This window comes from Acinetobacter sp. RF14B, assembly GCF_006864105.1.
Taxonomy (GTDB): Bacteria; Pseudomonadota; Gammaproteobacteria; order Pseudomonadales; family Moraxellaceae; genus Acinetobacter; species Acinetobacter lwoffii_C.
Genome location: NZ_SMTB01000087.1, coordinates 1 through 11,293, shown reverse-complemented (window position 1 = coordinate 11,293; position 11,293 = coordinate 1). Strand labels below are relative to the sequence as shown.

Annotated in this window: 9 protein-coding genes, 4 tRNA genes and 1 pseudogene; 9 read left to right on the top strand and 5 right to left on the bottom strand. The window is 43.7% G+C overall.

The annotated features are described in order from the left end of the window. Positions 1–744: SPOR domain-containing protein (locus tag E2K52_RS11660; RefSeq protein WP_151205253.1), on the top strand; the 744-nt coding region annotated here is incomplete at its 5' end. A 37-nt stretch (positions 745–781) separates the two neighbouring features. On the opposite strand, the pseudogene E2K52_RS15470 reads toward E2K52_RS11660, so the two are convergent. Both E2K52_RS15470 and E2K52_RS11650 read right to left on the bottom strand, forming a co-directional pair. Further along, positions 782–1,075: pseudogene (locus tag E2K52_RS15470) on the bottom strand (protein tyrosine phosphatase); the annotation flags it as partial. A 289-nt stretch (positions 1,076–1,364) separates the two neighbouring features. Next, the gene (locus E2K52_RS11650) at positions 1,365–2,000 is read right to left on the bottom strand and encodes a peroxiredoxin (RefSeq protein WP_151205252.1); all 636 of its coding nucleotides are present in this window, start codon (positions 1,998–2,000) and stop codon (positions 1,365–1,367) included. 331 nt (positions 2,001–2,331) lie between these two features. Here E2K52_RS11650 and secA point away from each other — a divergent pair, with 331 nt between their 5' ends. The 8 genes from secA to E2K52_RS11610 all read left to right on the top strand — a co-directional run bounded on the left by secA (position 2,332) and on the right by E2K52_RS11610 (position 8,697). Further along, positions 2,332–5,058, top strand: coding sequence for a preprotein translocase subunit SecA (gene secA / locus E2K52_RS11645; RefSeq protein ID WP_151205251.1), 2,727 nt, complete (start codon positions 2,332–2,334; stop codon positions 5,056–5,058). 135 nt (positions 5,059–5,193) lie between these two features. After that, on the top strand, positions 5,194–5,547 hold the full coding sequence (locus E2K52_RS11640) for a hypothetical protein (protein WP_151205250.1): 354 nt from the start codon (positions 5,194–5,196) through the stop codon (positions 5,545–5,547). A gap of 160 nt (positions 5,548–5,707) precedes the next feature. Continuing rightward, entirely contained in the window at positions 5,708–6,928 is a 1,221-nt protein-coding gene (argJ, locus tag E2K52_RS11635) for a bifunctional glutamate N-acetyltransferase/amino-acid acetyltransferase ArgJ (RefSeq protein ID WP_151205249.1), read from the top strand. 157 nt (positions 6,929–7,085) lie between these two features. Next, a complete protein-coding gene (gene nadA / locus E2K52_RS11630) occupies positions 7,086–8,153 on the top strand; it encodes a quinolinate synthase NadA (RefSeq protein ID WP_151205248.1) in 1,068 nt (355 codons plus the stop codon). Positions 8,154–8,305: 152 nt separating this feature from the next. Beyond that, positions 8,306–8,382, top strand: a tRNA-Pro gene (locus E2K52_RS11625). A 34-nt stretch (positions 8,383–8,416) separates the two neighbouring features. Next, positions 8,417–8,493: transfer RNA gene (locus tag E2K52_RS11620), tRNA-Arg, on the top strand. A 34-nt stretch (positions 8,494–8,527) separates the two neighbouring features. Continuing rightward, a tRNA-His gene (locus E2K52_RS11615) sits at positions 8,528–8,603 on the top strand. Positions 8,604–8,620: 17 nt separating this feature from the next. After that, positions 8,621–8,697, top strand: a tRNA-Pro gene (locus tag E2K52_RS11610). Positions 8,698–8,806: 109 nt separating this feature from the next. Here the strand turns inward: E2K52_RS11610 and E2K52_RS11605 are convergent. Genes E2K52_RS11605 through E2K52_RS11595 form a run of 3 tightly spaced genes read right to left on the bottom strand, consistent with a single transcriptional unit; the run spans position 8,807 to position 11,015 of the window. Continuing rightward, entirely contained in the window at positions 8,807–9,280 is a 474-nt protein-coding gene (locus tag E2K52_RS11605) for an OmpA family protein (protein ID WP_151205247.1), read from the bottom strand. A 14-nt stretch (positions 9,281–9,294) separates the two neighbouring features. Next, complete coding sequence (locus E2K52_RS11600) at positions 9,295–10,509, bottom strand: sensor domain-containing diguanylate cyclase (protein WP_151205246.1); 1,215 nt, start codon at positions 10,507–10,509, stop codon at positions 9,295–9,297. 5 nt (positions 10,510–10,514) lie between these two features. After that, a complete protein-coding gene (locus E2K52_RS11595; RefSeq protein ID WP_227548238.1) occupies positions 10,515–11,015 on the bottom strand; it encodes a YfiR family protein in 501 nt (166 codons plus the stop codon). Between the last annotated feature and the right edge of the window lie 278 nt (positions 11,016–11,293).

The window sequence follows — 11,293 nt, the reverse complement described above, 5'->3', positions numbered from 1 at the left end:
CAGCAACAGGCCGAGGCCGATGCGGCCCGTAAGGCCGCAGAAGAGTATGCAGCACTCAATGCTCATCGCTTGGGCCAGCAAAGTTCGGATAATATTCCACCTGAATTGGTTGACGATGAACAGGCCAAGCAGAAACGTCTGGCTGAAGAAAAAGCTGCGGCACAAAAGAAGCTGGAGCAGCAAAAACTCGCCCAGCAAAAGAATAATGCAGCAGCTGAGACAGCTAAAAAAGAAGCTGAACGTCAGGCTTTAGCAGAAAAGCGTAAAGCTGAAGAAGCTCAAAAGGCAGCTGAAGCTCGCAAAGCTGCCGAGAAGAAAGAAGCGGAACGTAAAGCGGCAGAAGAAAAGCGCAAAGCCGATGAGGCTAAGAAAAAGGCTGAAGAAGAGCGTCGAGTAGCTGAACGTAAAGAGGCGGAAGAAAAACGTAAGGCAGAAGAAGCCAAGAAAAAGGCAGAAGCCGAGCAGGCACGCAAGCTGTTAGAAGGAGAGGACAGCAAGCAATGGATGGTACAGGTGGCTTTGGCCGCCAACGAAGCCAATGCCGATGCTGTGGCAGCCAAGCTGCGTGCCAAAGGCTATAAAGTGACTAAAAGTCCAACCTCCAAAGGGATTCGTATTATGGTTGGTCCATCCAAGGACCGTGAAGCTGCGGATGCGGCCCGTAAGAAGATTGCATCTGATGCCAGCCTGAATATGAAGTCTGCTTGGGTGATTGACTGGGTACCTTTGGACAAGCGTCAATAATTGATTACCACCTTGAAGTTGTAGATGGATCCGAGAGTTACACCCGGATCCATTTTACATGTTCAGGGCTAAATACTTTCTCAATATTGTGCCCAGTCATGTGAAAGCCATAACCGCTGTATTTCACTTCATGCCCAGCGTCTTCAATTGAGCAGTGCTGGAAAATAATCCAGTACAGGGTAATACTGGCAGCGGTACGGTCAGAGCCGTAGTAGCAATAGAGGAGTACCTTTTCATTGTTCTGGCGAGCCCGCTGGATTTCCCTCATCACTTTTAATAAATCTTCCCGATCCAGTGTTCAGGTATGTATTGGCACATGATGCAGCTGAAAATCCTTCTAGGCGAGCAGTTTGCTGTTCTGAACACGGCATAAAAATAAAAAACCTCCGTACATTGATCAATGTACGGAGGTTTATCCCAACGCAGGGAATAAAAGATACCAAATCTGTTCATATCCATATCGTTTCGATCAGGCTATTAAAATTAAAATTTTCAGCGACTTATTAAAATGCTTCCTGAGGTCTTAAGCTTAGTGTATAGAGTTCTAATTTTATTTTTTTCCCCCAGTTCTACTCTATGACATAGCTTCCCCTCAAGGTAGAACTGGGCATGGCTTAGCCCTACTCAGGCTGAGGCGTTAGTCTTAAGTATGGAGTGACCGCTTTATAACCTTTAGGAAAACGCTGCTTGATTTCTTCCTCATCTTGTAATGAAGGAACAATCACCACATCATCTCCCTGTTGCCAGTTGGCTGGAGTGGCCACTTTGTGTTGATCGGTGAGTTGTAAGGAATCTACCACCCGTAAAACTTCATGAAAGTTACGTCCAGTAGATGCAGGGTAAGTAATGATCAAACGTACTTTTTTATTGGGATCAATAATGACCAGGGAGCGAACAGTTAAAGTCTCACTGGCATTGGGATGAATAAAGTCATAGAGTTCAGAAACTTTACGGTCCTGATCGGCAATAATCGGAAAATTGACCGTAGTTGCCTGAGTTTCATTAATATCTTTAATCCAGCCCTGATGAGATTCAACATCATCGACAGAAAGGGCAATGGCTTTAACCCCACGTTTGTCAAACTCATCTTTGAGTTTTGCGGTATAGCCAAGTTCTGTTGTGCAGACCGGGGTATAATCTGCAGGGTGTGAAAATAAAATGCCCCAGCTATCACCTAAAAAATCATAAAAATTAATTAAGCCTGCACTGGATTGCTGTTCAAAATTGGGTGCAGTATCACCTAAACGTAAACTCATATGTTTGCCTCAATTGATCTTATAATAGAAGGATAAGAATCAATATGAACCATTTTATTTATCTTGGAAAATAGTGTTTTTAGAATTGCTTATACAAATTTTTCATAAGAAGACTATCCTTCTATTCAGAATCAGCAAAAACAGTCAGCTAATTGACTATATTGCCCAGTCAAAATTTGCTACATTATTTTGCCTTAGGTTTCAGGGCTAGAACTAAGGATGAGATTTTTTCAACGGTTTTATGCTAAAACCCTTGTAGTTCAAATTTCTAGTACCATAATAACGACTAAGAACATATTCATTTGATAAGCAAGATTTAGAGAGTCTATTCATGTTGGCAAGTCTGATCGGAGGAATCTTCGGTACCAAAAATGAGCGTGAACTCAAACGCATGCGTAAAATCGTAGACAAGATTAATGCGCTCGAGCCGACGATATCTGCCCTTAGCGATGCAGACTTATCTGCAAAAACTGAAGAATTCAAACAACGATATAATAAAGGTGAAAGCCTAGATAAATTACTTCCTGAAGCATTTGCGGTCTGTCGTGAAGCGGCTAAACGTGTCATGAGCATGCGCCACTATGATGTACAGCTGATTGGTGGTATTACCTTGCACGAAGGTAAAATTGCCGAAATGCGTACGGGTGAAGGTAAAACGCTGATGGGTACACTCGCCTGTTATTTGAATGCGCTTAGTGGTCAGGGTGTACATGTCATTACGGTAAACGATTATCTGGCACAACGTGATGCCGAGCTGAACCGTCCATTATTTGAATTCCTGGGTTTAAGCATTGGAATTATTTATTCCATGCAAAATCCGGCCGAGAAAGCAGAAGCCTATCGTGCCGACATCACCTATGGAACCAACAACGAATTCGGTTTCGATTATTTACGCGACAACATGGTATTCTCGCTGGCTGAGAAAAAACAGCGTGGCCTGCCTTATGCGATTATCGATGAGGTGGACTCGATCCTGATTGACGAAGCACGGACACCCTTAATCATTTCAGGTCAAAGTGAAGATTCTTCACAGTTGTATGCAGCTATCAACAGCATTCCACCAAAATTAAAAGCACAAAAAGAAGAAAAAGTGCCGGATGGCGGGCATTTCTGGGTAGATGAGAAACAGCGCTCTGTAGAAATTACCGAAGTCGGTTTTGAAACCATTGAAAGTGAACTGATTACAATGGGCTTGCTGGCAGAGGGCGAGAGTCTTTATTCTGCTGCTAACCTGAACCTGCTGCATCATGTAACCGCGGCAATCCGTGCGCATTATCTCTATCAGCGTAACGTCCATTATATTATCAATGATGGTGAAGTCATCATTGTGGATGAGAATACCGGTCGTACCATGCCGGGCCGTCGCTGGTCTGAAGGTCTGCATCAGGCCGTTGAGGCGAAAGAGGGTCTGGAAATCCAGCCTGAAAACCAGACTCTGGCAACCACGACTTTCCAGAACTATTTCCGTTTGTATAAAAAATTATCCGGGATGACCGGTACTGCAGATACGGAAGCTGCGGAAATGAAAGAAATTTACGGCCTGGATGTGGTGATTATCCCCACACATCGACCAATGGTGCGTAAAGACCATAACGATTTGATCTATTTAAATCGTGAAGGTAAATATAACGCGATTATTCAAGAAATTCAGCGCGTGCATGAAGCAGGTGTAGCCCCGATCCTGATTGGTACTGCAACTATTGAAGCTTCTGAAATTCTTTCGGAGAAACTAAAAGCTGCAGGCATTCAGCATGAAGTTCTGAATGCCAAGCAGCATGAACGTGAAGCAGATATTATTGCGCAAGCTGGTGCACCGCGTGCCGTCACTATTGCGACCAATATGGCCGGTCGTGGTACCGATATTCTATTGGGGGGTAACTGGAAAGCATTACTCGCCAAAATTGATAATCCGACCCCTGAAGACGAAACACGTCTAAAAGCTGAGTGGGAAGCCAATCATGAAGCGGTATTAGCCTCGGGTGGTCTGCATATTATTGGTTCTGAACGCCATGAATCACGCCGTATTGATAACCAGCTGCGTGGTCGTGCTGGCCGTCAGGGTGACCCGGGTGTATCCCGATTCTATTTATCACTTGAAGATGACCTGATGCGAATCTTTGCCGGTGATCGCGTGGTCGGTATGATGCGTGCGATGGGCTTGCAGGAAGATGAAGCCATCGAGCACAAAATGGTGTCACGTTCCATTGAAAATGCCCAGCGTAAAGTAGAAGCCCGTAACTTTGACATCCGTAAAAACCTGTTGAAGTATGATGATGTCAATAATGAACAGCGGAAAATCATTTACACTCAGCGCGATGAGATTCTCGCAGAAAGCTCACTGCAAGATTATATTGAAGAGATGATTCGTGAAGTGATGCAGGGCATGATTGCTAACTATATTCCGTCTGAATCGATTCATGACCAGTGGGATATTGAAGGCCTAGAACTGGCATTGCGTGAAGAATTATCGATTGACCTGCCGATTGCCCAGTGGCTGGAGCAGGATCGTCGTCTGGATGAAGAGTCTCTGGTCGAGCGTATTAGTGACGAAGTCCTCAATCGTTACCGTTCACGTCGTGAGCAGATGGGACCTGAGTCAGCCGGTTCACTGGAACGCCACTTCATGCTGAACTCTCTGGACCGTCATTGGAAAGAACATCTGGCGGCGATGGATTATCTGCGTCAAGGGATCCATTTGCGTGGCTATGCCCAGAAAAACCCAGAACAGGAATATAAGAAAGAAGCCTATAACCTGTTTGTGAATATGTTGGGTGTAATTAAATCTGATGTAGTGACTGATCTGTCACGTATTCATGTGCCAACGCCAGAAGAACTGGCTGAAATGGAAGCCCAGCAACAGGCTCAAGCAGAAGCAATGCGTCTGCAACTGTCTCATGAAGAGTTTGATGGCTTGCTGACAGAAGGTGAGGAGATGAGAGCTGAGCCGAATGCTCCGATCAATTCGGTTGCGCCGGTATTTGAAGCACCAGCCAGCCGTAATTCACCGTGTCCATGTGGTTCAGGCCTGAAGTACAAACAGTGTCATGGCAAGCTCTAAACATCTTTGACGCTCAGAGCTTGCGGGCTCTGAAATTTTATGTATAAATATTTTTCAGAGTTGGAATACCATTTGCAGTCCTGATGGTTAAATGGTATTAAATGGCTCATTCAGCACCGAAAAGTGGAATAGACAATGAAAAAAGTATTACAAACACTCATGATGGCCGCTTTGGCAACTCCTGCTCTAAGTTTTGCAGAAACGGGAACAACAACCCTCACTAAGGTTCAGCAAGCGATTGGACCAACCAGTACGCAGGTTGAAGTGGGTGCAGATGGTCGAGTTACTGTCGCGAGTCCACGTACGGGTATCCGCTATACGTTTAACAACCAGAACCGCCCGATTGTGGTGCAAACTGAAGCCATTGCTGCTGCAAATGCGGCCAATGCCGATCGCATTGTGGCATCTAACCCAGCGCTTTCGGCAGCCAGCCAGCAGCAGGCCAAACAGGCTTTACTGAGTGAAGCAGCGCAACTTGCAAAAAACTAAGTCTGAATTTTTTCAGAAATTAAAAAACCAGTCCCTGAGACTGGTTTTTTATTGTGAAAACCTATGATAAATCACCATACATTGCAGGGCTTTGGCTCGATTTTTTATTCCAGATCAACTAAGCTGTCTTTTTATAAACTTCAACATTGGACAATGAGAAATGGCAGTTGGTGACGTATCTATGCCACAGATGCATGTGGTAAAAGGGGTGAAAATTGGTTCGGCAGAAGCCTATGTACGCTACCAGAACCGACGTGACCTGGTGGTATTTGAGCTAGCTGAAGGCTCCAATGTTGCAGGTGTATTTACCCAAAATGCATTTTGTGCAGCGCCGGTGCATGTTTCTAGGGCACATCTGGCAGCGGGAAATCCACGCTATTTAGTCATTAATACCGGAAACGCGAATGCAGGCACTGGTGCGACGGGTATGGCCAATGCAGAAGCCACCTGCGCCCAGCTAGCAAAGCTTGCTGGAGTGAACCCAGAACAGGTGTTACCGTTCTCAACCGGAGTGATTGGTGAACAGTTGCCTATAGAGCGTTTGCTTAGTGGCTTGCAGCCGGCGCTGGCGTCATTGCGTGATGATGCCTGGGGAGATGCAGCAACTGGAATCATGACCACAGATACCACGCCAAAAGGTGCTTCTGAACAGTTCGAGATGGATGGTATTCGCTATACCATGACGGGTATTTCCAAAGGTGCCGGGATGATTCGTCCAAATATGGCGACCATGTTGGGCTATGTGGCGACGGATGCGCCGATTAGCCGTGAACTGGTACAACAGTTACTTTCCATCACAGTTAATCAATCCTTTAACCGTATTACTATCGATGGCGATACCTCTACCAATGACTCCTGTATTTTTATTGCAACTGGTCAGGCGGGAGGCACGGAAATATCTTCTGTTGAAGATCCGCGTTATGCCGTGGTTCTAGAAGTGCTCATGCGTACCATGAAGCGTTTAGCGCACCTGATTGTGCGTGATGGTGAAGGGGCGACCAAGTTTATTACTGTAGCGGTAGAAGGCGGTGCCAATACTCAGGAATGCTGTGATGTTGCTTATAGTATTGCCCACTCTCCATTGGTGAAAACCGCTATTTTTGCTTCTGATCCAAACTGGGGGCGTATCCTGGCGGCGATTGGTTATGCCGGTGTGGCGCATTTAGACGTTGCAAAAATTCAGGTTTGGTTAGATGATGTACAAATCTGCAAAGATGGTGGTGCAGCAGCTGACTACACTGAAGAAGCGGGTGCGCGTGTCATGGCGCAGGCTGAAATGATGATTCGTGTGGATCTGGGACGTGGTAAGGCAAAAGACACAGTATATACCTGTGATCTGTCTTATGATTATGTCAAGATTAATGCAGATTATCGTTCATAGTGCAGATGATTGCTCAAGCCTCCTCGCGTGGGGGCTTTTTTATATCTCAAATGTTTTAATGACCGGTCAAAAATAGCAGACCGCCACATCTGGCCGGTGAATAGGGTAAATGGTTGCCTTTGGGGCAAGCAGTAAAGATAAAAGAGTAGATGTTGTTATGAATAATGCGACCAATTTAATAGCCAATGAAGCAAAGTCGATTGTGCAGGCGCATTTAGACCGTTTAGGTGAACCTAAGGAACATCAGCTGACTGAACAGCTAAAACAGGAAAAATTTGCACAGATCAAGGCAGAGCTTGAAAAGCAGGATGCTGTATTGGTCGCACATTATTATTGCGATCCTGAAGTTCAGGAACTGGCTGAACTGACTGGAGGCTGTGTCTCTGATTCGCTAGAAATGGCACGTTTTGGACGAGACCATCCGGCATCCACTCTGGTTGTGGCCGGAGTTAAATTCATGGGGGAAACCTCGAAAATTCTTTCTCCTGAAAAAACCGTGTTAATGCCGACACTTGAAGCGACCTGCTCACTGGATCTGGGCTGTCCAGTTGATGAGTTTAGCAAGTTTTGTGATGCACATCCTGATCATACAGTAGTGGTATATGCCAATACATCAGCTGCTGTGAAAGCGCGCGCCGATTGGGTGGTAACTTCTAGCTGTGCCGTTGAGATTGTCGAGCATTTAGATAGCTTGGGTGAGAAAATCATTTGGGCGCCAGATCAACACCTGGGACGCTATATCCAGAAAAAAACAGGTGCAGAAATGTTGCTTTGGGATGGTTCATGTATTGTGCATGAGGAGTTCCGTTCGCGTGGCATTGCTCAGATGAAAGCGATGTATCCTGATGCAGCGGTTCTGGTTCATCCTGAATCACCAGAATCGGTGGTAGATGTTGCCGATGCAGTTGGAAGCACTTCACAGCTGATTAAAGCAGCACAAACATTGCCACATCAACGTCTGATCGTAGCCACAGACCGCGGTATCTTCTATAAAATGCAGCAGGCTGTTCCAGAAAAAATCCTGATTGAGGCGCCGACTGCCGGAGAAGGCGCAACTTGCCGTTCCTGTGCCCACTGTCCATGGATGGCGATGAATGAACTGGATGGAATTTTACAGGTTCTGCAACAGCGTAATCAGGAAATTCAGGTAGATCCTGTGCTGGCGCAGCGTGCAAAGCTGCCTTTAGATCGTATGCTGAATTTTAGTGCCAGCTTAAAGCGCTAGGGTTTGTATAAAAAATGTCTGAAATGCTTGATAAATAAACGCTTGAAGTGTTTTTTTGATTTTTTTTAAATATAGGTGTTGACGTCTTTGGGCGTCACGCCTAGAATGCACACCGTACCGAACGATAGTTCGATACAAAAGCTGAGATGAATCGGAGCATAGCACAGCCTGGTAGTGCACCTGGTTTGGGACCAGGGGGTCGTAGGTTCGAATCCTACTGCTCCGACCAATTCTTCAAGGCAAATGATGTTTACATCAGTAACGCGCTTGTAGCTCAGTTGGATAGAGCATCCGCCTTCTAAGCGGATGGTCACAGGTTCGAATCCTGTCAGGCGCGCCATTTGGTCGCTTGATATCAAGAACCAAATGTAATGGTGGATGTAGCTCAGTTGGTAGAGCCCTGGATTGTGATTCCAGTTGTCGCGGGTTCGAATCCCGTCATTCACCCCAACTTTTAAAGTTGAAATCGGAGCATAGCACAGCCTGGTAGTGCACCTGGTTTGGGACCAGGGGGTCGTAGGTTCGAATCCTACTGCTCCGACCATCTATACAAAGATGGTTGAAATAAAAGATACCGCGTAAAGCGGTTTTTTTGTGTCTGAAATTTTATAAAAACCAAAAGCTCCAAGGGGAGCTTTCAACAAGACATACTTTTAAGGCACGATAATAATAGTGACTCTTCGATTTTCAGCACGGTTTTTATTTGAGTTGTTGGGAACCAAAGGTTGTGATGAACCGCGCCCGATAACCTGAATGTTTTTAGGATTAAAACCTTGTTGAAGGAAGATATCTGCCACATTGGATGCACGGTTTTTAGAGAGCTCTAGGTTATAGGTGGGGTCACCGATATCATCCGTATGGCCAATAATGTTCAGCTTTTCCAGCTTATAGCTTTTAAGCTGTTGTGCCAGCCGGGTGAGCTCCTGGTTTTGCTGGGCAGTAATAATGAAATGATCAAAACTGAAAATCAGGCTTTCTGGTAAGCCTAGACTCCAGCCCTCTTCTGTTAGCACAAAACCTTCCTTTTTCAACATTTTTGTTTGTTGATAATTAAGTGGCCCAAAGCTTAAGCAGGCACTTAACAAGGTGGTAAGTAGAAGAATAATTGAAGTTTTTATCATATGCATAGTCTTACCTGTGATCATTTTTGGTAAATACACCAGTGGTGTTTTAATGATTTTGCTTGATACATGGCCTGATCGGCTTGCATGATTAATTCTTTTGCATCAGCAGCATTAATACTGATGGATATACCTAAACTAAAGCTAAAAGAAATTATTTGTCCATTATGGATTAAAGGCTCCTCGCAACACTGAATAAGGTTTTTAGCGATTGAAGTCAATTGATCCACGCGGGTCATATCATGGAGAATAATGGCAAATTCATCTCCGCCGAGACGAGCCACAAAATCGGTCTGGCGTATATTGTGTTTTAATCTTCTGGCTGTTTCCTTCAGGACCTCATCTCCAATCACATGCCCATATTCATCATTGATCTGTTTAAAATTATTATTATCTACATAAATAAGGGCAGAAGGCGCAGGGGGAATTCTGCTAAACAGCTTGCTTAACTCTTGATAAAAGTAATTGCGGTTAGGGAGTTCTGTAAGATAATCATGCAAGGCTTGATGAGAAAGCGCATGGTTTTCGTTTTGCAAATGAGTATTCCAGGCTTGAATTTCTTCTAACAAATGATTGAATACCATATTCAATTCGTTGAATTCTTTAATATCATTTTGGGGAAAGCGCAGATTGTACGCATTTTGTTGATTGATTAAATGGGCAATCTGAATCAGTGGCGAAATCGATTGCATAATAAAGCGATAAGTTGAATTAACGGACTTGGCTAAAGTGAAAAGAATGAACAGTATGCCCACCATCAGACCGAAAAATACTTTGATAATAAAACTTAGTATTTGTGCGGAACTACCGTATACAACCACTGTACCGATATTTTTACCGAGATGGTAAACAGGGACCTCTATAGCTTCACTCAGAAAAATGCGATCAAACAAAGCTTGTAGCGGATAATAGTAATCATTGTCTTTTTGGCTTTTCGCTAACAGGTTTTGCTTCTGGTCGTATAGCCCAATATAGCGAATATGATAATCGTTGGTGTATTCAATCAGTATTTTAGAAATAGTCACTCGATCATTAAAAACCAGAGCAGGTTGAATACGTTCAGCAGCTGTTTGACTGATCAATTGCAGACTCTGCTTTGCAGAAGATTCTACAGTCAGCACTGAAATGCTGACCAAGGTTAAAGTCGAAATCAGAAAAGTAATAGCAAAAATTGTAAATTGTGATTTCTTGAATAACTGTTGTAAGGAGGTTGATTTATAAAAATTATTAATCATTCATATCACTCCTGATTACGTGCAAGCAGTAATACACGGGGATCTATATGCACTTTGGAGCGAGTCAAACTATCCAGATTCACCTTGAAAATGGCATTCCCCGATTTGGAATACATGAGGCAAAACGTGCTACCAATTTCACATTCTACATTTGAGGTGCTGAAGGTAATGACCTGCTTATTCGCAGATTGATTAATAATGTGTTGTTCAAATTCTGGAGTAGACTGACTAAAAAAAACTGCATGACAAATGGTATTTTTAATTTGATTACTTGTAAGTAATTTAGTCTCCATGAGGAGATTGGAGTGTCTGAGCTGATTTTTAAGCTGGGTATAAGCATTGCCGTCATCTAAGACGCACAGCTTTGGGGTGGATACAGGCCACTTCACATAACTGAGTATAGAAACTGTGATTTGATAAGAATTTTGAACCGAGTTGGCTTTTAAACTAAAACAGAAGGTTATAGCTATTACTAGTAAAAATAACTTTCTGAGTGAGTTGTGCATGAAAATGTTTAAAAAATGAGGATTAGTTCGCATTTTAATGAAATTCTTTGAGTAATAATAGAGCAAAAAGATGCAGTTCCGGTAAATTAGTATAAAAATACACCATTCGTAATATTTATGTAAAAAAAGTACTTGCAAGCTCTCTTAAATGCTGTAGAATGCACATCCATCGGCAGTGATGAAGATTAAAACTTGTTAGGAAACAAGGATTTAGCACAAGGTGTTGAGTTTAGGTGTCTTGAATGAGTTTAAAAATAATCGGATTTACTGGTTGACTT

Bases quoted from the DNA above. Each gene is read 5' to 3' on its own strand.
- E2K52_RS11650 (WP_151205252.1), bottom strand. From the start codon at position 2,000: ATGAGTTTACGTTTAGGTGATACTGCACCCAATTTTGAACAGCAATCC.
- secA (WP_151205251.1), top strand. From the start codon at position 2,332: ATGTTGGCAAGTCTGATCGGAGGAATCTTCGGTACCAAAAATGAGCGT.
- E2K52_RS11640 (WP_151205250.1), top strand. From the start codon at position 5,194: ATGAAAAAAGTATTACAAACACTCATGATGGCCGCTTTGGCAACTCCT.
- argJ (WP_151205249.1), top strand. From the start codon at position 5,708: ATGGCAGTTGGTGACGTATCTATGCCACAGATGCATGTGGTAAAAGGG.
- nadA (WP_151205248.1), top strand. From the start codon at position 7,086: ATGAATAATGCGACCAATTTAATAGCCAATGAAGCAAAGTCGATTGTG.
- E2K52_RS11605 (WP_151205247.1), bottom strand. From the start codon at position 9,280: ATGCATATGATAAAAACTTCAATTATTCTTCTACTTACCACCTTGTTA.
- E2K52_RS11600 (WP_151205246.1), bottom strand. From the start codon at position 10,509: ATGATTAATAATTTTTATAAATCAACCTCCTTACAACAGTTATTCAAG.
- E2K52_RS11595 (WP_227548238.1), bottom strand. From the start codon at position 11,015: ATGCACAACTCACTCAGAAAGTTATTTTTACTAGTAATAGCTATAACC.